Annotated in this window: 18 protein-coding genes; 5 read left to right on the forward strand and 13 right to left on the reverse strand. The window is 69.8% G+C overall.

The genetic code is table 11. The annotated features are described in order from the left end of the window. Positions 1-359: 359 nt before the first annotated feature. Positions 360-3,575 (forward strand): S8 family serine peptidase, encoded by a 3,216-nt coding sequence (locus AAGI91_01510; GenBank protein ID MEM1041281.1) that lies wholly within the window; start codon positions 360-362, stop codon positions 3,573-3,575. Positions 3,576-3,666: 91 nt separating this feature from the next. Here the strand turns inward: AAGI91_01510 and aspS are convergent, their stop codons facing one another. Continuing rightward, the gene (gene aspS / locus AAGI91_01515) at positions 3,667-5,487 is read right to left on the reverse strand and encodes an aspartate--tRNA ligase (GenBank protein ID MEM1041282.1); all 1,821 of its coding nucleotides are present in this window, start codon (positions 5,485-5,487) and stop codon (positions 3,667-3,669) included. Positions 5,488-5,648: 161 nt separating this feature from the next. On the opposite strand from aspS, the gene meaB reads away from it, so the two are divergent. From meaB to dut, 3 genes are all read left to right on the forward strand, one after another. After that, positions 5,649-6,605, forward strand: a complete 957-nt coding sequence (gene meaB, locus AAGI91_01520) for a methylmalonyl Co-A mutase-associated GTPase MeaB (GenBank protein MEM1041283.1) — start codon at positions 5,649-5,651, stop codon at positions 6,603-6,605. 320 nt (positions 6,606-6,925) lie between these two features. Continuing rightward, positions 6,926-8,551, forward strand: a complete 1,626-nt coding sequence (locus tag AAGI91_01525) for a peptide MFS transporter (protein ID MEM1041284.1) — start codon at positions 6,926-6,928, stop codon at positions 8,549-8,551. Between the two features lie 67 nt (positions 8,552-8,618). Beyond that, complete coding sequence (gene dut / locus AAGI91_01530; GenBank protein ID MEM1041285.1) at positions 8,619-9,074, forward strand: dUTP diphosphatase; 456 nt, start codon at positions 8,619-8,621, stop codon at positions 9,072-9,074. A 70-nt stretch (positions 9,075-9,144) separates the two neighbouring features. Here the strand turns inward: dut and AAGI91_01535 are convergent, their stop codons facing one another. From AAGI91_01535 to AAGI91_01575, 9 genes are all read right to left on the reverse strand, one after another. Further along, a complete protein-coding gene (locus AAGI91_01535; protein ID MEM1041286.1) occupies positions 9,145-10,395 on the reverse strand; it encodes a glycosyltransferase in 1,251 nt (416 codons plus the stop codon). Positions 10,396-10,412: 17 nt separating this feature from the next. Continuing rightward, positions 10,413-11,558 (reverse strand): hypothetical protein, encoded by a 1,146-nt coding sequence (locus AAGI91_01540; GenBank protein ID MEM1041287.1) that lies wholly within the window; start codon positions 11,556-11,558, stop codon positions 10,413-10,415. Beyond that, positions 11,524-11,994, reverse strand: coding sequence for a hypothetical protein (locus AAGI91_01545; protein ID MEM1041288.1), 471 nt, complete (start codon positions 11,992-11,994; stop codon positions 11,524-11,526). Before AAGI91_01545 ends, AAGI91_01540 begins: the two co-directional genes overlap by 35 nt. A gap of 43 nt (positions 11,995-12,037) precedes the next feature. Continuing rightward, on the reverse strand, positions 12,038-12,871 hold the full coding sequence (locus AAGI91_01550) for an FkbM family methyltransferase (protein MEM1041289.1): 834 nt from the start codon (positions 12,869-12,871) through the stop codon (positions 12,038-12,040). 24 nt (positions 12,872-12,895) lie between these two features. Continuing rightward, the gene (locus AAGI91_01555) at positions 12,896-14,218 is read right to left on the reverse strand and encodes a glycosyltransferase family 4 protein (protein ID MEM1041290.1); all 1,323 of its coding nucleotides are present in this window, start codon (positions 14,216-14,218) and stop codon (positions 12,896-12,898) included. A 9-nt stretch (positions 14,219-14,227) separates the two neighbouring features. Next, on the reverse strand, positions 14,228-15,496 hold the full coding sequence (locus tag AAGI91_01560) for a flippase (protein ID MEM1041291.1): 1,269 nt from the start codon (positions 15,494-15,496) through the stop codon (positions 14,228-14,230). Positions 15,497-15,513: 17 nt separating this feature from the next. Then, entirely contained in the window at positions 15,514-16,923 is a 1,410-nt protein-coding gene (locus tag AAGI91_01565) for an O-antigen ligase family protein (protein ID MEM1041292.1), read from the reverse strand. Then, complete coding sequence (locus AAGI91_01570) at positions 16,923-18,170, reverse strand: lipopolysaccharide biosynthesis protein (protein MEM1041293.1); 1,248 nt, start codon at positions 18,168-18,170, stop codon at positions 16,923-16,925. The genes AAGI91_01565 and AAGI91_01570 overlap by 1 nt, the downstream gene beginning before the upstream one ends. Before the next feature lie 73 nt (positions 18,171-18,243). Continuing rightward, complete coding sequence (locus tag AAGI91_01575; protein ID MEM1041294.1) at positions 18,244-20,061, reverse strand: SLBB domain-containing protein; 1,818 nt, start codon at positions 20,059-20,061, stop codon at positions 18,244-18,246. A 127-nt stretch (positions 20,062-20,188) separates the two neighbouring features. On the opposite strand from AAGI91_01575, the gene ispE reads away from it, so the two are divergent. Then, a complete protein-coding gene (gene ispE, locus AAGI91_01580; GenBank protein ID MEM1041295.1) occupies positions 20,189-21,052 on the forward strand; it encodes a 4-(cytidine 5'-diphospho)-2-C-methyl-D-erythritol kinase in 864 nt (287 codons plus the stop codon). A 119-nt stretch (positions 21,053-21,171) separates the two neighbouring features. Here the strand turns inward: ispE and AAGI91_01585 are convergent, their stop codons facing one another. The 3 genes from AAGI91_01585 to AAGI91_01595 all read right to left on the reverse strand — a co-directional run bounded on the left by AAGI91_01585 (position 21,172) and on the right by AAGI91_01595 (position 26,376). Then, positions 21,172-22,659, reverse strand: a complete 1,488-nt coding sequence (locus AAGI91_01585; GenBank protein MEM1041296.1) for a hypothetical protein — start codon at positions 22,657-22,659, stop codon at positions 21,172-21,174. A 27-nt stretch (positions 22,660-22,686) separates the two neighbouring features. After that, a complete protein-coding gene (locus AAGI91_01590; protein MEM1041297.1) occupies positions 22,687-23,934 on the reverse strand; it encodes an exonuclease SbcCD subunit D in 1,248 nt (415 codons plus the stop codon). A gap of 84 nt (positions 23,935-24,018) precedes the next feature. After that, entirely contained in the window at positions 24,019-26,376 is a 2,358-nt protein-coding gene (locus AAGI91_01595) for a PBP1A family penicillin-binding protein (protein ID MEM1041298.1), read from the reverse strand. Positions 26,377-26,426: the final 50 nt, after the last annotated feature.

Consider the following 26,426-nt stretch of genomic DNA (forward strand, 5'->3'; position numbering starts at 1 on the left):
CTAAGAAACTGTTTGGTGAACGAAAGTCGCGGCCTGCGACCGGCTACGGCCACCCGCTGCGGCGTCGCGCTCCATCGCCGATGCCTCGGCATCGGCTGCTTCGCGCTCCTTGCGGCGGTCGGCCTCGCTCGGTCTCGGCTTCCCGCTCCTTCCCCAAACAGTTTCTGAAGAGACGTAGCCCGAGCTGCGGCGATGCAGCACAACGCGGCAGGCAACGTTCGGGGCCGTGCGTAGGCCGTTGAGGATTCGTCAAACACAGCCCAGGCGCTCGCGTGAGCCGATTGGAAGGGGCTTCTCGTCTTTGATGGGGAAGCGGGGCTGCGGCCCCGGCCTACTCATCGAAAACCGGGAGCCTCCCCATGTACCGCGCACTCTTCCTCAGCCTCCTCGCCGCCGTTCTGTTTCTCACGCCCCGCGCTGCCGAGGCGCAGCAGTCCGAGGCCGGCCTTCAGCCGAAGGCGGCGGGCGTGACGATGCCGCTCGCCCGTCCCGACCCCGCCTCCGCCGCACAGCGCGGCATGGCCCCGGACTCCATCCTCTACGACGACGGCAACGCGGTCCCGGACGACGTGATCGGCTTCGGCGACGTCGTCCCGTTCTACGCCGCCACCCGGTTCACGGCGGGCTCCTCGTTCACGCTCCTCGGTGCGCGCGTCGCCTACCGCACCGAGTTCAGCAGCGCGCCGCTGCTGATCGAGGTCTACGACGACGCAGCCGGGCCGAACAACCCGACGGGCGGCACCCTGCTGTTCTCCGGCACCGCAAACGCGCCGTCGCAGGACGGCCACCTCACCGGGTTCAACTTCGGCGCGCCGGTCGGGCCGTTCGCGGCGGGCGAGTCGTTCTTCATCGTCGTTGGCTTCTCGGGCGTGACCTACCCAATGGGGGCCGACACGCGGGGGACTGGCAACTACACTGGGCGCGGCTTCTTCAGCGGCACCGGCAGCGCGGGCGACTGGACGGCGCTCGGCGATGTGCTCCAGAACGGGCAGGACGACATGTGGGTGCTCCGCGCCCTCGGCGAGAACGGCGGCGGCGGCGGGCAAGCGCCCGACATCAACGTCACCCCGTCCAGCCTCTCGGCGTCGCTCAGCCCCGGCGCGAGCACGACGCTCGACCTCACGATCGGCAACACCGGGGCCGGGTCGCTGACCTGGAGCGCGGCAGCTACGGCCAGCCGCCCCGGCGGTGCGCAGCGCGAGCCGGCCGTGGCGGTGCTCTACGCCTCGCGGCCCGCGACCTCGGACTTTGCCGCGCTCCGCGAAGTCGTCCAAGACCGCGGCGAGGTCGCCGTAATCGTCGGCCTCAGCACGGCGTTCCGGCCCGAGGGTGAGTTCGACCGGGCCGACGGCGCCGAGCGCCAGCGCCAGCGGATCGCGGGCGAAGGCGAAGCCCTCCTCGGGCGGCTTGCGGCATTCGGCGTGCAGAACGTCAAGCGCTTCGAGACGGTGCCCTACGTGGCGATGACGGTCGATGCCGCCGCGCTCGCCGCGCTCGAAGCCGACCCCGGCGTCTACGCCGTGTACGAGGACGCGTGGCTCGCCCCCTCGCTCGCCGAGAGCACGGGCATCGTCGGGGCACCGGCCGCGTGGCAGCAGGGGTTCGCCGGGGCCGGGCAGGCCGTCGCCGTCCTCGACACGGGCGTTGACACGGGGCACCCGTTCTTCGGCGGGCGCACCGTGGCCGAGGCCTGCTTCTCGACGAACGGCCCCGGCGTCCAGTCCACCTGCCCGAACGGGCAGGGCCAGCAGACCGGGCCGGGCGCGGCAGCGGCGTGCTCGCCCGGCATCGACGGGTGCGACCACGGGACGCATGTCGCCGGCATCGCGATGGGGCGCGGCAGCTCGTTCTCCGGCGTCGCCCGCGACGCGAGCCTCATCGCGGTGCAGGTCTTCTCCATCCTGACCGACCCGCAGGCGTGCGGTGGGCAATCCGCGTGCGTCAGGACAGCGCAGTCGGACCAGATTCGGGGCCTCGAGTACGTCTACAGCCAGCGCGGCAATGTTGCCATCGCCTCGGCCAACATGAGCCTCGGCGGCGGGCGCTTCTCGAGCGACTGCGACGCAAGCCCGCTCAAGCCGATCATCGACAACCTCCGCTCGGCGGGGATCGCCACGGTCATCGCCTCAGGCAACGACGGCTACACCGATGCCATCGGCGAGCCGGCGTGCATCTCGTCGGCCATCGCGGTCGGCTCGACGGGCGACGGTTCCGGCGGCTCGATGGCGGACGCGGTCTCGGACTTCTCGAACTCCTCGCCGTCGCTGGACCTCCTCGCGCCCGGCAACTCGATCACGTCCTCGGTCACCGGCGGCGGGTTCGGGCCGAAGGGGGGGACCTCGATGGCCGCGCCGCACATCGCCGGCGCGTGGGCCGTCCTCAAGGGCCAGCGCCCGCAGGCGAGCGTCACCGAGATCTTCAACGCCATCGCCTCCACCGGCGTCCCGATCACCGACCCGGGCAACGGCCTCACGCACCCTCGCCTCCAACTCGATGCCGCGCTCGGCCAGGGCGGTGGCGGCGGGTCGTGGCTCTCGGCCAGCCCCCCGTCCGGCACGACGGCCCCCGGCGCGACCAGCACCGTCACCGTCCGCCTCGACGCGTCGAGCCTCGGCGCGGGTACCCACAACGGCACGATCCTCATCACCTCGAACGACCCTGACGAGGCGAGCGTGAGCGTGCCCGTCACGCTGACCGTCGGCGGCGGCGGCGGAGGGGGCGGCACGGTCCTGACGCACATCCGCGAGGGCGACACCCAGAACACGATCACCGCGCAGACCGGCGGCTACGTCCACGGCACGAACGGCTACGACGACACCGGCAAGGCCGTCGCCTTCGCCGTGCCGGGCGGCGGGTCGGGGCAGCTTGCGGGCGTCAGCGTCCGCTTCAGCGCCCGCGCGGCGACACCCGTGATCGCGTCCTACACGCTCCGGGTCTACGGCGGCACGCCCGCCTCGGGGCCGCAGGGGGCGCCGCTCTTCTCGCAGACCTACAGCCTCGCCGACATGAACGTGGACGGCGACCCGAACACGCCCTCGCCGCCGACCGAGCACGTCTTCTCGGCTCCCGTCGCGGTCGACGGCTCGTTCTTCGTCGCGGTCGAGTACCAGACGCCCTACGGCGCAGAGGACTTCAACATCGCCAGCACCGCAGCGCTCGGCGCGGCCTCCGGGTTCGAGTGGGAGCGCTGGAGCGACGGCTCCTGGAATAACATGTCCGACGCGTGGTTCCAGGGCAGCGACGGCTGGCACATGTGGATCTCCGCGCACATGGGCAACTTCGTCGACACCGAGGCCGAGGGTGGCGTCGCCGAGGCCGTCGCGCTCGCGCCGAGCTACCCGAACCCGTTCGCCTCCTCCACGTCGGTCCGCTACGCGCTGCCCCGCCCGGCCGAGGCGCGGCTCGACGTCTTCGACGCGCTCGGCCGCCGCGTCGCCACGCTCGCCGAGGGCGTGCAGGCAGCCGGCGACCACGAGGCGACCTGGAGCGCCGACGGGCTGGCGAGCGGCGTCTACGTCCTCCGCCTGAGCGCGGGCGGGACGGTCGAGACGCAGCGTGTGACGCTCGTGCGCTAGCCGTAGCTGGCTGCGGGCGGGACAAGCTCGGTGCGGAGCCTGCCCGCGCCCGGACCCGCCGGACCCTCGCGGTTCGGCGGGTTCTTCGGTTCTATGCCTCCTCGTCCTCCGGTAGCACAGACTGGATATGGAGGTCGGCGAGCTGGTGGTCGTCCACCGCGTCCGGCGTGCGGCTCATCAGCTCGGTCGCGTTCTGCGTCTTCGGGAAGGCGATCACGTCGCGGAGCGAGGCCGCCCCGGTGAGGTGCATCACGATCCGGTCGAGGCCGAAGGCGATGCCGCCGTGGGGCGGGGCCCCGTAGCGGAAGGCGTCGAGCAGAAACCCGAAGCGCTCCTGCGCCTCGTCCTCGTCGATCCCGAGCGCGCGAAACATCTGGCTTTGGGTCTCGCGGTTGTGGATGCGGATCGAGCCGCCGCCGAGTTCGGAGCCGTTGAGGACGAGGTCGTAGGCCCGCGCCCGGACCGCGCCGGGGTCGAACGAAGGGCTCCCTTCGTCCAGCTTGTCCATGTCTTCGGACCTCGGCGACGTGAACGGGTGGTGCATCGCGTGGAAGCGCCCGTCGTCCTCGTTGTAGTCGAGGAGCGGGAAGTCGGTCACCCAGAGAAACTTCCAGGGGCCGTCGGATCCTTCGGGGATGAGTCCGAGGTCGCTCGCCATGTGTAGCCTGAGCGATCCGGCTTGCTCGAAGACCTTCGGCGCGTCGCCTGCGAGGACGAGGACGAGATCGCCCGCCTCTGCCCCGACGGCTTCGACCGCCCGGTCGACAAACTCGCTCGGCAGTACCTCGGCCTTGACCGACGAACTCGTCTCACCGCCGCCCGACGGAAGGCGGAAGTAGATCAGCCCGCCCGCGCCGATCTTCTTGCGGACGATGTCCTTGTCGAGCCGGTCCATCGCGCCGCGCCCCCGGTCGCCCTCGCCTGGCACGCGGATGCCGACGACGGCCCCGGCGTTCTCGAACAGCCGGAAGCCGGAACCAGCGAAGGTCTCCGAAAGGTCGTGAAGGTCGAGGCCGAAGCGGAGGTCGGGCTTGTCGGAGCCGTAGCGGCGGATCGCCTCGGCGTAGGGCATGCGCGGGAACGGCGTCTCAAGCTCGGTGCCCTTGAGGTCGCGCCACACGGCCGCGACCATGCCTTCCATCATCGCGTAGATCGTCTCCTCCGTCGGGAAGGTCATCTCGACGTCGATCTGGGTGAACTCCGGCTGGCGGTCGGCGCGGAGGTCCTCGTCGCGGAAGCACTTGACGATCTGGAAATACCGGTCCAGCCCCGCGATCATGAGGATCTGCTTGTAGGTCTGGGGGCTCTGCGGGAGCGCGTAGAACTGGCCCGGGTGGACGCGGCTCGGGACGAGGTAGTCGCGCGCGCCCTCCGGGGTCGACTTCATCAGCACCGGCGTCTCGACCTCGACGAAGTCGTGCCGGTCGAAGTAGCGCCGGACACTCTGGTAGAGCTTGCTCCGCAGCAGGAGGTTCTCCTGGAGCGTGGGCCGGCGGAGGTCGAGGTAGCGGTAGCGGAGGCGGAGGTCGGCGCTCGTGTTCTGCTGCTTCTCCTCCTTGACCGTCACCGCGAACGGCAGCGGCTCAGCCGTGTTGAGCACCTCGATGGAGCCCGCCCACACCTCGATGTCGCCCGTCGGGAGGTCGGGGTTTTTGCTCTCGCGCTCGCGGACCTCGCCCGTCACCGAAATCACCGCCTCGGCGCGGAGGGCAGCGGCGTCGTCGAACGCGGCCTGGTCTGCGTCGGGCGAGAAGACGACCTGGGTCAGCCCGTAGCGGTCGCGGAGGTCGATGAAGAGGAGGCCGCCGAGGTTGCGATGGGTGTCGACCCAGCCTTTGAGCGTGACGGTCTGGCCGATGTGATCGGGGCGGAGGGCGCCGTTGGTGTGGGTGCGGGGACCGTGGTCAGGCATGGCGCTTCGGGTGTAGCGTGGTCGGGTGTGCGAGCGGCGAAAGTTATGGGGACGGCGCGAGGGGGCGTGGGGAGGATAGAGAATAGGGGATGGAAAATGGCGTGCCATCCTCCATCTTCAACCCTCCATCTTCGACACTGCCACGCTCTATCTTCTGCGCCATGTCCCGCCCCGATTCCGCCACCCTTGCCGCTGCCGTCCGCGATGGGCAGCGCCGCGCCGTCGCCCGCGCCATCACACGGGTTGAGAACGGGCTGTCCGGATCTGCTGGCCTCGTGGATGCGCTCTATCCACACACCGGCGAGGCATGGCGGCTCGGGATCACGGGGCCTCCGGGTGCGGGCAAGTCGACCCTCACCGACCGGCTGATCGGGTCGATGCGCGAGGCGGGGGAGACAGTCGGCGTGGTCGCCGTCGATCCGTCGAGCCCGTTCACGGGCGGCGCGCTTCTCGGCGACCGCGTCCGCTTCGGCGAGCGGCTGGGCGACGACGGGGTGTTCTACCGCAGCCTCGCCGCACGGGGCGCGGGCGGTGGTCTCTCGGAGTCGACCGAGGCCGCGTGCGACATGCTCGACGCCGCCGGGTTCAGCCGGGTGGTCGTCGAGACGGTCGGGGTCGGACAGGGCGAGCTCGACGTGGCCGAGGCGGCCGACACGGTCGTGGTCGTCCTCGTGCCTGAGAGCGGCGACGTGGTGCAGGCGATGAAGGCCGGGCTCATGGAGATCGCCGACGTGTTCTGCGTCAACAAGGCCGACCACCCCGAGGCCGACGCGCTTGTCGGCGCGCTTCGCTCGATGCTCCGGCTGCGCGCCCACGACGAGGCGACCTGGATGCCGCCGGTGGTGAAGACCGTCGCCACGCAGGCGGAGGGGCTGGACGCTCTCGCCGAGGCGATGCAGGAGCACCGCGACTGGCTGGGCGAGGACCGCTGGCAGGCCGCCCGCGACGACCGCCTCCGCCGCCGCGTCCGCCGCCTCGTCGAGGCCGGCTGGCAGCGACGCTTCTGGACCCCGGAGCGCCGTGCCACCCTCCGCGACGCCATCGCCACGCTCGGCAGCGAGGACCGCGCCCCGCACGCCCTCGCCGCCCACATCCTCGCCGGGTCCCCGAGACCGTAGGGGCGCAGCACCGCTGCGCCCTGGTCGGGGTTGGAGCGAACCCTCGGGCGCGGCACCGCCGCGCCCCTACGCCTGCCAGGACCACATACCGTCTCGCTCTGCTGATTATCCCTCGGTCCACCGTCTTCTGTCTACCGTCCTCTGTCTGCCGTCCTCTGTCCTCCGAAACAGGGCACTTCGGTGCGGCTCGGTGCGAACGGCGCGGCTCCGCCCGTTGCCGAAGGGAGCGGATGCGGCACCGCCGCCCCGTTCATGCTATCTTCTCTACGCTTGCGCCGCCCCTGACCGGGGCGCTCCTCTCACTAGACCGGGCACGCCCTATGGCCAAAGACCCCAACGCCGAAGCCTCCACCGACCTCGCCGCGCACGAGATAGCCGGCGCGAGCGCCGCTGCCGGTGCCGTCGGGGCGAACGACACGCGCTTCTTCGGTCACCCGCTCGGGCTGTCGAACCTCTTCTTTACCGAGCTCTTCGAGCGCTTCTCCTACTACGGGATGCGCGCGCTCCTCGTCCTCTTCATGACGGCCGCGACCGTCGATGGCGGCCTGGGCTACGACGTGGCGAAGTCGTCGCTCATCTACGGGATGTACACCTCGCTCGTCTACCTCGTCAACCTCCCGGGCGGGTGGATCGCAGACCGCCTGCTCGGGCAGCGCCGGAGCGTACTCGTCGGCGGCATCATCATCGCCGCCGGGCACTTCACGATGGCGATCCCGACGACGCTGTTCTTCTTCGCCGGGCTGGGGCTGATCGTGATCGGGACGGGCCTCTTGAAGCCGAACATCTCGGTGATGGTCGGGCAGCTCTACTCGCCGCAGGACGCCCGCCGCGACGCCGGGTTCACGATCTTCTACATGGGAATCAACATGGGTGCCTTCGCGGCCCCGCTCGTCTGCGGCGCGCTCGCGGTCAACTACGGCTGGCACTACGGCTTCGCCGCGGCCGGCGTCGGCATGACGGTCGGGATGATCGTCTACGTCCTCTTCGGCAAGCAGATCAGCAACGTCGGCTCGCTGACGGCCGAGGCGGAACGCGAGAAGTCGGCCTCGTCGTCGATGTTCGTCAAGGGGCTCCTCGGCGTGCTCGTGCTCGTCGGCGGGATCTACGGGCTGATGGCGGCCGGGATCGTGCCGGCGAGCGAGGAGGGCGTCACGGCGGTCTACACGGTGCTGCTCCTTGTCATCGTGGGCGGCCTCTTCGGCTGGCTCTACACGCGCGACTACTGGACCAACGTCGAGCGCAAGCGGCTCTACCTCATCGGGCTCCTCTTCGTCGGCGCGGCCGTCTTCTGGGCGGCGTTCGAGCAGGCCGGCTCCAGCCTCAACCTCTTCGCCGAGCGCTCGACGGATCGCGGGCTGCCGGACTGGCTGGCCTGGCTGCCGGGTCTGGAGACGCTCGCCGACGGCGTGCGCGGCATCCCGACGGCGTGGTTCCAGTCGGCCAACGCTTTCTTCATCTTCACGATTGCCCCCGCCGTCGCCGCGCTCTGGGTGTGGCTCGGGCGGCGCGGCAAGGACCCGTCGTCCCCGACCAAGTTCGGCATCGGCCTGACGCTGCTCGGGTCGGGCTTCCTCGTGATGGTCGTCGCGGGCGGCGCGGCGGCCGGCGGCGCGCAGGTCTCGCCGTGGTGGTGGCTCGTCCTGACCTACCTCCTCCACACGCTCGGCGAACTGACGCTCTCGCCGGTCGGCCTGAGCGCGATGACCAAGCTCGCCCCGGCGCGCGTCTCGTCGCTGATGATGGGCGTGTGGTTCCTCGGAGCGTCGGTCGGCAACTTTGTCGCGGGCTACATCGCCTCGTTCTACGACACGATGGCGCTGCCCAGCTTCATGGGCCTCGTCGCCGCGATTGCCATCGGCGCGGGCGTCGTGTTCTTCTTCGCCGCCGGCCCGTTCAAGCGGATGATGGCAAAGGCCGAGGAGGCCCCCGTCGTGGCTGGCTCCTGACAGCCTCACCGTTTCATGCTCTTCGTAGGGGCGACGTACTGCGTCGCCCCCACCTCTTTCTCGTCCCATGACCGATCCCATCCGCGTCCCCGTCGAAATTCTCTCGCACGGCGAGGGCCTCGCCCTTCCCGCCCACGCCACCGAAAATGCAGCGGGCCTCGACCTTCGCGCTGCGGTGCACGAGCCCGTCGCTCTCGCCCCCGGTATGCACGCGCTCATCCCGACGGGCCTCAAGCTCGCCCTGCCGCGCGGCACCGAAGGGCAGGTCCGCCCCCGCAGCGGCCTCGCCATGCGCCACGGCGTCACCGTCCTCAACAGCCCCGGCACGATCGACGCCGACTACCGGGGCGAGGTGAAGGTCCTACTCGTCAACCACGGCCTGGAGACGTTCACCGTAGAGCGCGGCGAGCGCATCGCCCAACTCGTCGTGGCGCGGTACGAGCAGGTCGAGTTGGTGCGGGAGGCGGAACTGGAAGAGACGGCACGCGGGACGGGGGGCTTCGGTCACACGGGGCGGGCGTAGACGATCCGGCACCGGAGCCGTGCTTCCAGCCCTCCCCTCAACCTGGTCGATGCGGGAGGAGAGCGCAAGGCTAAGCCTCGACGGTGTGGAATGCCTTCTGGTCGCGGGGTAGGACGTTGAGTGCGGTCAGCACGGTCTGGGCGACGGGATGGGCGCGGCGGTCGGCGCGGCGCAGCCCGGCCTGGAACGCGCTCCACATCGACTCGGCAAAGCGCTCCGGGGCCCAGCCTTCTACGATCTCTTGCGAGCGCGTCCCCATCGCTGTCCGGTCTGCCGCCGGGTCGGCTACCCGAAGCAAAGCCTCGGTGAGTGCCTCGGCCGAGGTCGGGTCGAAGGTGAAGCCGTTCTCGCCATCGCGGACTAGGTCGCGCGCGCAGCCCGCACCCGTCGAGACGATGACCGGCAGGCCCGCCGCCATCGCCTCGTTTACGACGAGCGCCCACTGGTCGGCGAGCGCTGGGTGGACGAACGCGCCGGCACGGGCGTAGTAGTGCGGCAACTCGTCGATCTGCCGAAACCCGCAGAACGCGACGCCTTCGATGCCGCGCTCGGCGACGAGCCCTTCGAGGTCCGGCCGGAGCACGCCGTCGCCGAGCATGAGCAGCCGCCAGGGGGCGTGGCCGAGCGCGTTCGCCCGCCTGCGGTACGCGCCGTAGGCCAGGAGGAGCCGGTCGAGGTTTTTGCGTGGGATGAAGCGGTTGGAGGCAAGGAAGAACGGCGCATCGCCGGCAAGACCGGGAAGCGAAGGCGGGGACGAAAGCGCGCGCGACGCGTCCGCCGCCTGGCGGAAATAGGCGTTGTCGACGGCGTTGTACTTCTCGAAGACGACCGATGCCGGCAGGCCGAGCTTCTCGGTGTAGGCCCGCTGCGGCGTCCCGCCCACGATCGCGGCGTCGAACTGCCGCACGATGAGCGACTTCACGCGCTCGCGCCACCCGACGCGCTCGGCGTCGTCTTCCTTCGTCGCTTGCATCAGCACGGCGGCGCGCCGGTTCCGGCGGCACCACAGCAGGGCAGCCCGTGCGTCGGGGTAGCCGTAGCTCATGATCGCCACGCCGTCCGGACGGAGCCGGTCGAGCGTGTCGAGCGTCGCGCGGTGCATCTCGGCAGGTGGGATGGCCTCGAACACGCCGTCGGGGAAGACCTGCTCGCGGCGGAAGGGCGTCGCTCCAGACTCGACCCTCCACTCGTAGAGCGCGTCGTCCCCGGCGGTTTCCAGTCCCACAACCTCAACATCGTGCTCGGCGAAGAGCGTGTGGGTGGCGCAGAGACGGGCGAGGTGGAGCGGGCCGAAGCGGGGCCACTGGATGCAGAGACGCATGAGAGCAGGACGTGTGGTCAGGCGTTGGTCTGGGAGGCGGAGGGCTGCCGCCGCTGAAGCACCCAGGTCGCAAGCGCGGCGAGGCCCGGGTAGTAAAGCGGGACTGCTCGCAGCCACGCCCGGTCGGCTAGGCGCTCGCGGTAGGCGTAGAACCCTTCGAAGCAGTCCACGTCTCCGTTCGCGTAGTGCCGCCGGTAACGCGCCGCCGCACCTGCTCCGTCAAACACCGTCGCCGTCGGCGTGGTGAGCGAGCGGCGGATGGCAGGCACCACGCGCTCGTACGGGAAGAACAGCACGAGGGCGACCGCGCACGTCGTGACGAAGTGGACGTAGAGCGTCAGCACGTTCGTCAGGTGGAACGCGATGATGGTCAACAGGACGAGCGGCAGCAGAGGCCGCCGGAAGGCCGCCACGGAAGCCGCCGCAAAGACGAGGGCGATCCCAACGTACCCGATCACGTAGACCGGGCCGAAGGGAGCAAGCGCGGCCGGCGCGTCGAGCGGAAGGTCGTAGATGCGGTAGGTGTAGAGCGTGGAGATGGGGAGGGCGTCTGGGTGCAGCCACGTCAGGCCCGGTTTGAGCACTTGCCGGACGGTCATGTCTACCCACTTCCACAGCCCGGCTATCATGTACGGAAAGAGGAGCGCCGCCCGGTACCACGCGTCGGTCCAGGCCTGGAGCGAGGCCTCGGCCACGGTCTCCGGCCGCCCGACGGGCAGGAAGAGAGCAAACGTGTGGGCCAGCAGGAACAGGTGGTTCGTGTGCTCGATCTTGCCGAAGGTGAACTCGGTGCTCATCAGGAGCAGCACGCTCGTAGCGAGGACGAGCCGGGCCGCGACCAGGCGAGGCCGCCGCCAGCACGCGGCGATAGCCAGGGCGCAGACCGCGAACGCCGCGTACCACGCCGCCGCACTCGGCGGTGCAGGGAAGACGAGGGCGGCGAGCCATGTCTCCGGCTCGTACAGCACGGCCGGCCGTGCTGCCAGGTCCTGCCAGCGCGCCCAGCGGATGCCGAGCCAGACGACGCTCCAGAGCAGGAGCGCCCGGTCGGCGTAGAACCCGGCCAGGGCCGCGCCGAAGGCACGGTTGGCCCGTCCCGTCTCGCTCAGCGCGACGTGCCGAGGCGCGTCACCGCGTAAGATGGAGAACAGTCGTGGTGTCATAGGCTGCGGGGTCGTCGAGCAGTCCGAGGGGATCGAACGTCTCGAGGACGACGCGGTAGTCGGTGGCTTCGGGAACCGTCAGCCGGGCGAAGACCAGAAGCTCGCTCAGCGTCTCCCGCCGCTCGGGCGAGCCGGGCGCAGCGTCCAGCGCCTCGCGCACGAGGGGCTCCCACTGGTAGACGTAGTCCTTGAGCGAGTAGGCAGGCAGCGCGCGCAGGGCTTGGCGTTCCCACGCCGCCTCGGGCGACGGCCGGGTGTAGAGCCGGTACGTCTCCCCGCCGCGCCAGCCGACCGGTTCGGAGAAGAGGCGCCAGTGGAAGAAGGGGTAGAGTTCACTGACGCCGCCGAGCTTGTACGTCCCGTAGCTCAGCACCGTCAGCAGCATCCCGGCGAGGGCGAGCAGCCGGGTCGCACGCAGGCGGCGTTCTAGGTGCATGAGCGGCTCCGAGGTTACTGGGCGTCCCGTTTCAGGGAAGAGGTCAACCTGCCCAGGTGGCCGGACTGAGGACATCGCCGAGTGCGTGCTCGTGGCGGGCGCACCACTCCGCGTGGTCCTGGAAAAACAGCGGGGCGTGGGAAGAGCGCACGTTGATGAAGAGGAGGTCTACCTGAACCAGCACGTCGTGCCGTCGGTGCTGGTCGCAGAGGTCGAGCATCCGAAAGCCGCGCTCGGTCATGAAGGCGAACACCTCGTCTACGGTCGGAGCACCCAGGTTCATCGGGACGACCGAGACTTCCATCAGGACAAACTCACACGTCGGCAGGCAGGCCGAGGCTCCGCGGAGCACCTCGAGCTCGTAGCCCTGCACGTCGAGCTTGAGGAAATCGACGTGCTGCCAACCGGCATCGTCCACGAGGCGGTCAAGCGTGGTCGTCCGGCGAGCGACCGTCGTCCGGGGGTAGTGGTCGGACTGCTCCTCGAGCACCGAGCTACCCGTCTCCATCACCACGAACTCTACCGGCTGATCGTCTTCGGCCCCGAGCAGGGCATCTTGCAGGAGGGCGCTCGGTGCGAACTCGGCGCGGACGCGCGCGAGCGCCCCCTGTTTGTCGGCCTGGGGCTCCACCATCAGCACCCGCGCCGAAGGGAAGAGCGTCTTGACCATGCGGGTCCAGTTCCCGACGTAGGCCCCGACGTCGACTATCGTTCGAGGGCGGAACCCCCGCCGCTTCAGGTAGGAGAGCGTGGAGGAGACGCTAGGGAAGGAGGCGGTGCCTCCGGCGACCACCCCAGCGCGGAACAGGAGGTGCCGAGCGCTGCGGGGGAGCAGGCCGGTCGTTCGCTGGATGAGATGCTTGACGCGGGTGTTCATCGGTGCTGGCGGGGAAGGAAGAGGTCAGGCGTTACCGCGCCGCAGGCGGTTCAGCCGGGCTTTGGCCCCCCAGACGAGCCGGGCGACGAGCGGGACGTGGATCAACTGCATCATCAGTTCGTGGCTGCGGGGTACGCGGTCGAGGGTGTCGTGCAGGCGGCGGACGATCTCGGCGTCGGAGACGTGCGTGACGAGGTCGGGCGCGGCGCGGAGGGCGCGGGCGAGGGCGTCGCGCGACGGAGCCGCCCGCGCCATCTCGATGATACGCAGCAGCGCCGGGACTACGTGGTCGAGCGTTAAGGTGGACCGGACGTGCTCGGCACCCTGCTCGGCGAGGCGGCGGCGCAGCGGCTCGTCGCGTAGCAGCTGCGTCATCGCGGCCACCATCCCATCCTCCCCGTTGACGACGAGGCCCCCCCGGAGATGGCCGACCACTTCGAGCTGACTGTTGTCGCGGGCGGGCGTGCTGAGCGTGACGACCGGGCACTCGCAGAGCATTGCCTCGGTCAGCACGAGGCCGAAGCTCTCGCCGATCCGGGCGGCGTGCAAAAACACGTCGAGCGCGCCGTAGCACGCTCGCAGCGCCGCATCCCCGTCCAGAAGTGGCACCTCGATGATCCGTTCGCGCACGGACGCGTCGAGGGCGTCGAGGTCGGGGCGAAGCTCCGGGGGGAGGCCGACGAGAAAGAGGTAGCTCTGGGGGTAGCGGCGGGCGACGCGGGCGAACGCTGGGAAGATGACCGGGTCCCACTTCCACACCGACGGCTGGCCGACGCGCCCGAAGAGGAAGGCGTCATCCGGTACGCCGTGCGTGCGCCGGAACGCAGCGCGCTCGGCAGCCGTGACGGGATAGAACGAGGTCGGGTCCGCTGTGATCGGGGCGACCACCCCAAGGGGGGGCAGGCGGAGCGAGCGCGTCCACTTCTGCCAGCGCCAGAAGGCCCACCTCGTCATTAGCAGATGTACGTCCGTGAGCGTGTAGCGCTGCCGGTAATCGACCTTCCCGAACGAAGTCGTCTCGAGCACCGGGGCGGCAGGCAGCGCGGCTTTGAGGTGGGCGATGGCCTCGGCCATCACCGGCAGCGGAGGACCGAAGCTGTGAAGATGCACCGCGTCCGGCTGCCACGCCTGCGCCGCCCGGATCGCCTCCGCCCGGGCGGCCTCGTCGTCCCCGCCGATGAACACTGGCACCTCGCGCTGGCGCAGCACCTGGGCACGCGGGCCGCCGCCGGTCACCGCGAGCACCGCCGAGCCGTGCCCGGCCCGGAGGTAGCCGAGCGCGTAGTCCTGGGCGGCGCGCTGCCGCCCGCCGCGCTTCAGGGTATCGATGACCGTGAGAATCTTCATGGCCGTCTACTAGGTCGTGAGGGTCCGTATCCGAATGCGGTAGCGCACGGCGTGAGCCGCCAGCAGGCACGCCTCAGACGCGAGCGTGGCGTAGACCGCGCCCTGCACACCAAACTGGGGAATCAGAGCGAGGTTCAGGCCGATGTTAAACGCCACCCCGAGGCCCAGCATCCACGCGAGGAGCCGCTGGTCGCGGAGGGCCAGCAGGGCGAAGGAGAGTGTCGAGCGCAGGCTGGTCAGCGGGAGTGACCATGCGAGCACCCGCAGCGCGGCGGCGGCAGGCCCGAGCTGCGGGTCCGGCGAAATCCACCCGATCAGTGGGTCGGCCACGAGCGCGACGGCGAGGGCTGCCGGGAGCGAGACGAGCAGCAGGAGGCCCACTGTCGCCCACACCACCGACCCCAGCTCGCCGTACGTCCCCGCTCCGGCGAGCCGCGCCATCCGGGGGTAGGCCGCTGCCTGGGCCACCAGGACCGGGAGCAGATTGAGCGCCTCGACGATCCGAAAGGCCAGCCCGTACTGCCCGGCCGCCGTCAGTCCGCCGATCGCCTCCACCATCACGGTGTCCACCCGGAAGAAAAACATCCCGAACAGGCTGAGCAGGCCGAAGGGGATCAGCGGGCGGAGCGAGCGGACGAGAAACGCCCGGTCCAGCGACTCGCGCTGCAACGGCGCGAGGTGACGGGCGACCCACCACACGGCCCCGCCCGTCGTCAGCACCATCCCGAGGCTCATGCCCAGAATCGTTCCCTCGACCGAGCCGAGCACGAGCAGCGCGGCGAGGCCGAGCGCGACCACCACTACTTTCTCCACCACTACCGAGACCGCCTGGTAGCGCAGCCGCTCGAACGCCTGGAAGAAGCTGTGGGCATACTCCCGCAGGCTGGTCGCGGCCTGGTACAGGCAGGCCAGCCCGACGGCCAAGATCAGCCTGCCGTCGTAGTCCAGGAGCCACGCCGCGACGAGCGCTGCCAGCGCCGCCAGCGCGTAGGCGACGACGCGGAAGGCGACGAAGTTGGTAAAGAACCGCGACGCCACCGCCGGGTCGGCCGCCACCTCGCGCACGGTATACTGGTTGATGCCGAAGCCGGTGAAGGCGAAGCAGAGCGCCCCCAGCGAGAGGGCGGTGTTGAACGCGCCGTACCCGTCGGCTCCGAGCACGCGGGCGCACCCGAAGGTGATGAACGCGAACCACAGCGGCTTGACCGCCGCGCTGGCCAGGCTGAGCCAGGCCAGGTTCTTCAGGACGTGGCGGTAGGGGGCGAGGAGGAAGCGCACGGGACGAAGCGGGTGGGTCAGCCGTGCCGGTGACGCTGGCCCAGCCCGCTGACGAACGCGGCGGGCAGCATCAGCGCGAACACGCCGCCGGTATCCATCATCATGCCTTCCGTCAGTGCCGCCACGCACAGCGCGGGGAGCACCGTGACCGCGGTGAGGGCGAGGGCATACTCCAAGCGGGAAGACTGCCGGCGGGTGAGGCGGACCCCCAGCCCGAACGTGGCTACCAGGATGAAGACGAACAGACCGAGGCCGACGATGCCGTGCCGGTAGAGCATGCCGAGAAAGGCGTTGTGGATGTGGAATTTGTTCTCGGTGACGTAGTAGATGAGGGTGTAGTTGTCGAAGGGGACGCCGAGGCCGCGCCCGATGATGGGGCTTTCCGCGATCAGTTCAAGCGCCGTGCGCCACTCGTAGAACCGGTTGATGAGCGAGACGTCCTTCGACCCCGCCGAGCCGATCGTGCTGAACCGCTCGGCCAGGCCTTGGATCACGAGCGAGAAGGCGTCCCCGAGAAGTAGCGTGCCCACCGCGAGGAGCGCGCCCACGCCCAGCGCGCCGGCTGCTACGAGGCGTACGCGCTGCTTGCCCTCCACAATCAGGAACAGCACTCCCAGGCCGGCCGCCACCGCCAGCCACACGGCGCGGCTCAGGCCCACGGCAACGCCGGCGAAGGACGCGGCAGCAAAGACCAGCGCCACCACTTGGCCCCGCAGCGTACGCGCGAAGTAGAGCAGGAAAACGAGCGACCCGAGGAGGCCGATCATGAGGAACCGCTCGTGCTCGCGCTCGCGGTTGTTGGCGATCTGCCAGAGGTGTTCTGCCTCGCGCAGGTCCGTGGCGTAGTTGTAGAAGGTCTGCAAGGCGAGGATCAGGACGATGAGGGCCAGCGTCCCCAGCATGACGTGGACGCCGTAGCGCTCGCGCACCAGGGCCTCCTTGATCGGGAAGTAAAACGCGAACAGTACGAGCGCCATCCACTGGCGGACGGCCGGGCCGGGGAGGCCGCCCGTGAACGGGACGAGGACCAGCGAGGCCGTCCCGAAGACAAGCAGCAGCGCGACTGCGCAGTCCAGCGGCGTGCGGAGCAGGCGCTCGCGGCCCAGTACAGCGTGGTAGACGAACCACGACCCGAGGTAGCTGAGGTAGTAGACCCCGCACAGGGCCTCCGTTATCTGCACGCCCTCTTCCTTTTGCAGCACGAACACGAGCGCCACGAGCACCACGCTGAGGTGGGCCAGTGGGTGCCGTACGAGCACAGCCAGTGCGCCCCCCGCAATGAGCACCAGCGGGAGCAGCACGATGAACGTCGGGGCCGCCCAGCCCAGCGCGAAAATGGACCCTAGGCCGAGCACCAGAAAGGCTCCCAGGAGTCTCTCGCCCCAGCGGCGGACGGACTCTACCGAAGGCAGCGCGTCCGCCGCCATCACGCGTCCGCGTTTGCGGCGGCCCGGCGGAGCCGCTCGGCGACGTAGGGATAGTGCCGCCGCCACCAGGCGAGCAGGAGGACGAACGACACAGCGAGCACGAAGCCGGAGAGCGTGCTCACGATGACGATGAAGCGGCGGGAAGGCCGCGCCGGCTGGATGGGCGGTACCGCCGCGTCGAGCACCTGCACGGCGTCGGTCTCGTTCATCTCCTGAATCCGGGCTTGCTCGTAGATCGGGTAAACCGTCTCTATGATCTCGGCCTGGATGAGCTGGCCCTGGATCAGCTCGGCGTAGCGGCGGGTGAGCGCGGGCAATTCACCCATGGCGACAGGGAGGAGCGCGTCCCGTCCGCTGAGCGCACCCTGGACCTGGCCGCGCGCAGCGCGCAGCGCTTCCCGTGCCGTGCGCACCTGAGGATTATCGGAGCCGTACTGGCTCAGGAGGGTCTGGTAGGCTACCTCCGTCTCCGCAACGCTCGCCCGGGCCACCGCCATGCCCTCCATGAAGACCTGGGCCTGCGTCTCTAGCTCCACCACGCCGTGCTCTTCCTGGAACGTCTGCAACTCGGCACGCACGGAGTCCAGGTCGGCCTCGGCCTCGGCCAAGCGGATCTCGATGAATGAGCGCGTCTGCCCGGCATTCTCGGAGGTGAGGCGCGTGTGCACCTCGTTGAGTCTCTCCACCATGAAGTTCGCCATACGGGCTGCCCGCTCGGGGTCCCGGTCGTAGGCCCGCACGGCCAGCGAGAGGAACTCGGGGTCCACGTCGAACTCCACGTTCTTGCTCAGGCGCATCATCGCGTCGAACTCCGGCGTCTCGGAGTCGTCGGTCTCGTACACCTGGACGAGGTCGAAGGCGTCGACGACGGAGGTCTTCATGCCGTCGCTGTTCAGGATGGCGAGGTAGCGCGTGTACTCGCCGCCGCCGACGCCGAGGAGGCCGCCCAGGCCGCCAGGGCCGCCGACGAGCCCGCTGAGCACAGAGAGCGCGCCGCCCTCGGGCTGAAGCACGCGCGCCTCAGCGGCATAGTAGCGTGGCAGCAGCAGCGCCAGGAGGATCGACCCTACGGCCGCAACAGCCGTGACGCCAGCGATGAGCCGGCGGCGCTGGTACAGAAGGCCCGCTGCGCTCCACAGCGCCTGCTCAGACCGTTCCCGAGTCGATGCAGGTACAGTGCTGGGCGGCGTGCTCCCGTTGCCGAGGCGCGGTTCTCCAAGGCGGGTTTCTCTGGTTTCGACATCCATAACAGTTGCGGTATGAGCACTCCACCAACGCACCGCCGACGCTCAGACGCATGCCGGCTCGGTCTCGGCGAGGCTAGTCGCGGGTCAGCGAGAGGTAGACCGTGATGAACGAGGCGACGGCGCTGGCCGCGGCGAGGCCAGCCTGGATGTACTGGAACCGCCGCGCGGTGCGGTTCTGCTCCTGCTGCAGTTCGATGGCGCGCTCCTGGAGCACGATCCCCTGCACGGCCGGCGTGTCGCCAACGCCGACGCGGTTCACAAAGACGTAGTCGCCGGAGGCGAGCGGGGCGTCGGTGGCGAGGCGTATACGTCCTGTTCCGGCGTCCCGCACGTAGGTCTTTTCGGCGGCGTCGCTGCGGCCTCCTGCCTGCTCGACGTAGTAGTCCGCGTCCCGTCCTGCCTGGACAGGGACGTAGCCCGGCCGCTGGACCTGGCCGGCGACGAGTACCGCCTGCGGGTCGCCCGGGATCACGAGGCGGTCGCCGTCCCGCAGTGGAATGGCAGGGCCGGTGCCGGTGAGGGCAGCCGCCACGTCCACCGAGACGCGCTGCGGTTGCAGCAGCTCCCGGCCGTAAAACTGCCGCCCAGCGAAGTCGAGGTCGCTGTTCCGGGTTAGCTCGCTGATCTCGGCTTCGACGGCCCGCTGGACGGCTAGGGGCGCGATCTCGGCGTCGAGCGGAATCTCACGGAAGGGGGTGAGTTGGTCCGGTTCGTACAAGGCTGACCGAGTAGCCCCCCGGCGTTCCAGGTACGCTCCCCGTGCGAGCGCGCCCGGCCGCAGACTCCCGGCCAGCGCCACGAGGTCTTGGAGCGTCGTCTCGCCCGAGCGGACGGGGTAGGAGCCCGGGTAGCGCACGTAGCCCGCCACGGTTGCGACGCCCGCGTCGAGGTCGCGCGGCATCACGAGCAGGCGGTCGCCGGGCTGGAGGCTCGGGTTTTCGGCGAGGCCCGCAGCGAGAGCACCAGCATCGAGCGTCTGGGCTCCCTCCGCATCGCCGCGCCGCAGAAGCCGGACCGGCCCGAGGGCATCCAGGTCCGCTTGGTCAGTGGCGATGAGGAGCAGGTCGAGCGCCGTGTCGCCGTCCCGGAAGTCGTAGGAGCCGGGCGTCGAGACCTCGCCCTCGACGGCCACCGCAGCGAGGTCGTCGCGGAAAGCAGGGACGTAGAGCGCGTCCCCGTCGCGGAGGTACGGGTTGAAGCGGAGGTCGCCGGAGGCGTAGTAGCGCCAGAGGTCCACGGTCTCGGCCGTGCCGTCGCGGCGGCGCAGCTCGACGTTGCGCAGGGCTGGCAGGAACGCCGGCTCGCCGGAGAGCGCGGCCGCCTGGCGGAGCTGGCGCAGCACGAACAGCGGGTTGGTGTCGTCCATCGCCGCGCTCAGCGCGTCCTCGACGCGGGCCACCGGCACGACGACGTGCCGCCCCGGCCGGGTCACCGTCCCGGCGACGTGGACGTAGAACTGCCGGGGGCGCTCTAGCGCAATCTCCGTCTGGACGTTGCGGTAGGCGCGCTGCAGGCCGGTCCGGACCGCTCGCCGGGCTTCGCCCAGGGTTTCGCCCGACACCTCGAACGTCCCCACGTCCGGCACCACGAGCAGACCCTCAGCCGTCACCGGAAGGCTGAGCTGCAGCGGAATCGCCGTCCCAATCGTGACACCGAACACGTCGCCGGGACCGACGAGGTAGGCGTCTGGGTCGAGTGCTCCTTCCAGCGGGACGGTGTCTCCGGTGAGCGCTCGCTGGAGCGTGGCGCGCCGGGCCTGCTGGAACGCGGCTTCCGTCTCGGGGGTGAGACCGCTGAGCCCCTGCGCCTGGGTGCCGGCCGGCACGAGGAGGAGAGCCAGGAGGGTGCAGCAGGTGAGCCGGGGAACGGCCCAGAAGTCTGCGAGAGGCATTGGCGGGGGGCGGAGTGCGAAATTTGGACTGCAAACACGACAGGCGGCCCGCAAACTAAGGGCGCGTCCAACCTAGCGCAACCGTGGCCCCCGTCTCCGGCTTTTCGGCCTTTCGTCTTCGCCAAAAATGAGTCCTCCTGTTTCCGCCGGTACCCTGCGCCGAGTAGCTCCGGCCAAAATCAACCTCGGTCTCCACGTCCTGCGCCGTCGCCTGGACGGCTACCACGACGTAGAAACGGTCCTCCTGCCTGTCGGCTGGCGCGACCGGCTGACCGTCCGGCATGGCAAGCCCTTTAGCTTCTCATGCACCGACCCGACGCTGCCTGTGGACGACCGCAACCTCTGCGTGCGCGCGGCCCATGCCCTCGCCGCACATGCGGGCATCGAGCCCCACGGAGCGCTCCACCTCGAAAAACACGTCCCGCACGGGGCAGGCCTCGGCGGCGGATCGTCCGACGCGGCCCACACCTTGCGCCTGCTCGCCGACTGGTGGAGCCTCGAGGTGCCTGGGTCCGCGCTCCACGCCCTCGCCGCCCGCCTCGGCTCCGACGTGCCGTTCTTCCTCCACGACGAGGCGATGCTCGCCACCGGGCGCGGCGAGGTGCTGGAGCCGCTGGCCGCCGAGCCGTACCGCCTGCCGTTTGCGCTCACCATCGTGATGCCACCGGTCCACGTCTCGACCGGGGACGCCTATGCGCTCGTGCAGCCGAACGCCGAGCCCGGCCCCGACCTGCGCGCTACGGTACTCTCAAACGACCTGGAGCGGTGGCACCGCGACCTCGTCAACGACTTCCAGGCACCCATCTTCGAGCGCTACCCCGAGGCGTGCAGGGTACGAGATACGCTGGTGGAGTCGGGAGCCGGGTACGCTGCACTCTCTGGCTCCGGGGCCGCCGTGTTCGGCGTCTTCGAGCAGGCAAAGGCCGCACGGCACGCCGCGCACGCTGCGGAGGCTACCGGCCTCCGCGCGTGGTGGAGCGACGCTGCGTAGTGCCGAGAGCCTGTATTCAAGCCGAACGTGACGGACTGCGAACAGCGTGGCACAACGCTGGAGGCCCCGCGCCGCGCTCGTTCTCGCCTGCGTCCTCACTTCGAATACAGGCTCTGAGATTAACGTTCGGTGCAGTCGAACGCGACGGTACGGTGCGCCCGGGTGGTGAGGTTGTCACGGTTCGGATACCTCCAGTGCTCGCCCTGGACGATGCCGTGCGGTTCCCAGAAGTCCTGCGCTGTTGCCTCCAGTTCGAGGCCCGTCTGCTTCCGGTGCGGCGTGACGGTGAGCGTGCGGTCCACGCTCTCCCGCCACGGCCCTGCCGCTCCCGTACGGTCCAGGTACCGATACCGGTAGGACGTGAAGTACGTCCCGATGCGATGCACCTCCACTGTCCAGTCGACGGCCTCACCGCACTGCACGCGGTCCGGCCCGGTGATCCGAAGTGGGATGCTGTCCGGGTAGTCGTAGACTTCGATGGTCGGGCGACCGGTGGTGTTGACGCGCGTGAGGTCGGCTCTGCGGAGGAGAGCCACCTGCGCGAGTACGTCCCCCACGTCCAGCTCGCCGGCAGGCGTGTAGTACGCCCAGTCTACTTCGAGGCTGTGTGAGGCGCGGAGGCGGGGGTGCCGGTCGCGGTGCCTGGGCTTGAGCCAGTGCAGGGAGAAGGCGAGGTGCATCGGGGCCTGGGGGTAGAACGAGGGGCCGGTCGTGACCGAGCGCTCGGCGACGGAGCGAAGCGACCGGTCGCGTGATTCCGGCATCATGCGGTACGTCACGGTCTGCGCCTCGCCGTCTACGTGCATCACCAGGTAGAGCCAGCGTTCGGCCCAAGAGCCGACGACCGGGGCGGTCTCCATGAAGGCCTGGGTAGGCGGCCCGTTTCGTGCGAGGAACCCGTCGCCGGTCCCTTTAGGGGCCGGCCCCGCCTCGTCCATGCGCTGCGCGCCGCTTGGCTCGTAGTGTACGCCGAAGTGGTTGGTGACGCTCATGCGCGAGACGAAGTCACGGTCGGGGGCACCATCCCGACCGCGGACACGGGGGTGGCTCTCGTTCTCGAAGTCAAGCTCGGACCAGAAGCGCCTGCGCACGGGCTGACCACTCTGGTCCGACTCGAGGATGTAGGACGTGGGCGACATGGTCCACACGGCTTGGCGAAGCTCATGCCCGCCCCGGTGCTCCGAGAGCCGGACGCGCCACAGGTACGTCCCCGCTCGCATCGCCCGGGGCGAGAAGACGACCTGGCTCCGGTCGTAGTCCTCGGCCTCGAAGCCGGCCGGCAGCCCCATCTTCATGACCGATGGCTCCTCGAACGTGATGGTGCCAGGGATGGGAAGGCTGCTCCGGTTGAAGCGGTGCCACCCCCGGCTCTGCACGGTCCCATCGGGCATCGTCCACGCATTGAGGCCGAAGAGGTCGCCCGTTGGAGCGTGCTCGATGGAGCCGGTGGTCCGCGCCGAGGCGTAGGCGAAATCGTCGAAGAACGCGGGGAGCGCACCGTAGTAGCACGGGCCGTCGTAGCCGACTGGCGTGCTGTGGCACGGCGTCGGCTGGGCGTGCGAAGAGCCAAAGGCAAGGACGAGCAGGGCGAGCAGAGGGAGACGCATCGGGGCAGGGGAGGGGGGGGGAAACAATCAGGTTCTTCCTTCAACCTCGCGCTCGATTTCGAGCGCCGCGGCGAGGAGGTCGTCCCGGAGCGGGGCGAGCTTCTCGTGCTGGGCGACGTACTGTGCCATCGCGTCCTTGAGGTCGGCGTCGCGCTGCACGCTCGTGGTCCGCTTGCGCTCGGCGGGGTCTACGACGCGCTCGACAGCGGCGACGGTGTCGGCCTCGGCCAGGGCGGCGCGGACGGCGTGGAGGTCGACCTGCGGCACCTGCGACTCGTCGATCCGGTAGCGGACCCGGACGACGGCCTCGCGCACGTCGGCCAGCTTGATCCGGCCGACAATCGCGCCGGTCGGGTCGGCGGCGGCGCGGGCGTCGGCCTCGATGGGTACGAAACGCCGGGCAGGCGTCGGGACGAAGGTGTAGGTCGTCTTCTTTTTGGGACCCTCAGCGCCGATCTCTACGAGGACAAAGCCCTTGTCGGCGTCGTGCTCCTTGAACGAGATCCGCTCCAGCGAGGACGGGTAGACGACCGGCGGCCCGTCGCCGCGCTCGTAGGCCTCGCGGTTCCGGTCCTGGTACTTGTGAATGTGCCCGAGTGCGACGTAGTCCACACCCGGCTGCGCGAGCTGGCCGACGGTGAACTTCGGCTCGTGGGCGATGAGGCTCGTCCGCTCACTCCCGCCGACCTCGGCCCCCTGGACGGTGAAGTGACCCGCGACGACCGCGGGCAGCGCCGGGTCGAGCTCGGTCGCGGCCTGCTGCACGAAGCCCGCGTACAGCTCCTCGATGAAGGTGCGGACCTCCTCGGGCGTCTTCTTGCGGTGCGTCTCCTTCGAGAGCAGGATCGAGCGGATCGGCCACGGTAGCGCGATCAGTTGCAGCGGCCCCGCCTTCGTCTCTACGCGGTCCACGGTCGGCTTCCGGTAGATGCGGACGTTGCCGGTGAGGTAGCCGAAGATGTCCACGCTCGACGCCTTGCCGAAGGAGACCGGGTGGTCGTGGTTGCCGACGACCATCACGATGGGAACGCCCGCCTCGGCGACCGGCCGGAGGCACTCGGCGAAGAGCTTCTGCTGCGTCGGCGTCGGGTCGGCGGTGCGGTAGGCGTCGCCGCAGAAGAGGAAGAGGTCCACGTCCTCGGCGACGGCGCGCTCGGCCATGAACCGGAAGCTCCGCTCGAAGTCGTGGAGCCGCGAGTTCAGCCCGGTCTCGGGGTTGAGCCGCCCGTGCGTCTCGTACCCGAGGTGGATGTCGGCAGTGTGAAGCAGTTTCATGAGTGTCGAGTTACGAGTGACGAATGCCGAGTGGATGCCATGTGCGACCATTCGACACTTGACATTCGCAACTCGTCACTCGCTTCACCATCCGATCCGGCCGCGGCGCTCCTCGTCGCGGCGCTGCTGCTCGCGCTCGTTGTAGCGGTCCAGGAGGCGCTGCACGGCGGTGCGGTCGTCCTCCTCGACCGGCGGCGGCGGGTCGGGGCGGACGTAGCCGCTCGGCGGCTCGAAGCGGTTGCGGTCGAAGGCGGCGGCCAGCTCGGTCTCCGAGGCGTCGACGCGGCGCACGAAGTCGCCGACGACGTGGAGCGCGTTGTGCGCGCCCTGGCCCCACCACGAGGTGCGGAAGGCCACGCGGCGGTCGTTCCAGCCAACCCACGCGCCGGCTACGAGGTCAGGGTGCATCAGCATGAACCAACCGTCGGCGCTCTCCTGCGTGGTGCCGGTCTTGCCGGCGAAGTCGGCGTTGCGGAGGCCGTACTTCCAGCGGATGCGCTGCCCGGTCCCGTTTTCGACGACCTCGCGCATCATGTCGACGACGGTGTAGGCCGTGCTCGCCGAGAGCGCCTCGCGGCCCTGCGGCTCGAAGCGGGCGATGACGTTCCCCTGCCGGTCTTCGATCCGGGTGATGAGCTTGGGCTCGTGGTAGACCCCGCCGTTGGCGAGCGTCGTGTAGGCCCCGACCATCTCCAGCAGCGTCACGTCGCTCACCCCGAGGCCAATCGAGCGGACGGCCTCGACGGGGCTCTCGACGCCGAGGCGCCGGGCGTACGTGGCGACCGTCGCCGGGCCGATCTCCTGCGTCAGCCGCGCCGTCGGAATGTTTTTGCTCTGGCCGAGCGCGGTGCGGAGCGTGACGTAGTCGCCCGTCGAGCCCCCGGAGTTGCGCGGCGTCCAGGGCGCGAGCGGCGGCTGCCGCCAGACGAACGTCGAGTCCATCAGCCGGTAGTAGGGCGAGTAGCCGTTGTCGATGGCGGCGATGTAGACGAACGGCTTGAACGTCGAGCCGGGTTGCCGCTTGGCGGTCTGGACGTGGTCGAACTTGTCGGCCACGAAGTCGCGCCCGCCGACCCACGCCTTGACGTAGCCCGTGCCCGGATCGACGGCGACGAAGCCGGCTTCGAGGCGGGTCTTGTCGGTCCTGAGCGAGTCCATGAACGCCTCGTCCTGCCGGAGCTGGGCCGTCGCTGCGTCGCGCTCGACGCCCTGGCGGCGGAGGCTGCGCCAGCGGTCGGTGTCACGCACGAAGGCATCGACGAGGCGGCTCTTGCTGTCCCAGAAGTAGGCCCACGGCTCGACGTCGTTGTCCCGGAGGTAGGTCTCGTACGCGTCCTCCTGGCGCGACGAGAAGAAGCGCCGCCCAGCCCACTCGACATCGACCACGTTCTGGAGCTTCTGGGTCTGCTCGGTCACCGCCGCCTGGGCCATCGCCTGGATCCGGCTGTCGATGGACGTGTGGACGACGAGGCCGTCGGAGTAGATGTCGTAGCCGTTCGCCTCGCCCCAGTCCTTGAGCTGCTTGCGCAGGATCTCGGCGAAGTGCGGGGCGAGGTTGTCGGTGTGGGAGTAGACGTTGAAGTCGAGCGCGATCGAGTCGGCGCGGAGTTCGTCGTAGCGGGCGCGCTCCAGCATCCCCTCGCGGACCATCGACGCCATGACGAGGTTGCGGCGCTCGGCGGCGCGCTCGGGGTAGGAGACCGGGTTGTAGCGGCTCGGGCCTTTGAGCATCCCGACGAGCGTCGCGGCCTCCTCCGTGTTGAGGTCCGAGGCGGGCTTGTTGAAGTAGGTCTGGGCAGCGGCCTCGATCCCGAAGGCGTTGTAGTTCCACGCGACGGTGTTGAGGTACATCTCCGCGATCTCGTCCTTCGTGTAGCGCCGCTCGAGCTGGACGGCGGTCAGGATCTCCTTGACCTTGCGCGTGACCGTCCGGTCGAAGCCGACCGCCTCGTAGAGGTTGCGGGCGAGTTGCATCGTGATCGTCGACGCGCCGCGCACGCCCTTGCCGGTGAGCACGCCGTAGGCGACCGCCCCCCAGCCGCGCATGTCCACGCCCCAGTGCCCGTAGAACCGGCGGTCCTCGAGCGCGACGAGCGCCCGCGTCATCTCGGGCGAGATCTCGGCCGCCGTCACCCAGGTCCGGTTCTCGCCGAGGTAGTAGCGCGCCAGTTCGGCCCCGTCGGCGGTGTAGGCCACGGTCGACTCCAGGTGCTCGGGGTTCTCGATCAGCTCGGTCGGCGGGAGCGTGAACGAGAGCGCGAAGAGGTAGAGCAGGACCGCGAGCGCCGCCCCGCCGATCCCGAGACCGATCCACTTGAGCGCGCCGAGGGAGCGCCGGTGGAGTGCGGCCGCCGCCTCGGCCTTCGCGGCTCCGCTGCGCCGGGCGTCGGGGTCCTCGAAGTAGCGGTTGAGTTCGTCGTCGGAGTACGGCTCGTCGGGCATACGGCGGTGGGGTGGGCGCTCGCTCGGGCGGAAAAACGGCGGGGGATTCT

This window comes from Bacteroidota bacterium (assembly GCA_038746285.1).
In the GTDB taxonomy this organism is placed as follows: domain Bacteria; phylum Bacteroidota; class Rhodothermia; order Rhodothermales; family JANQRZ01; genus JANQRZ01.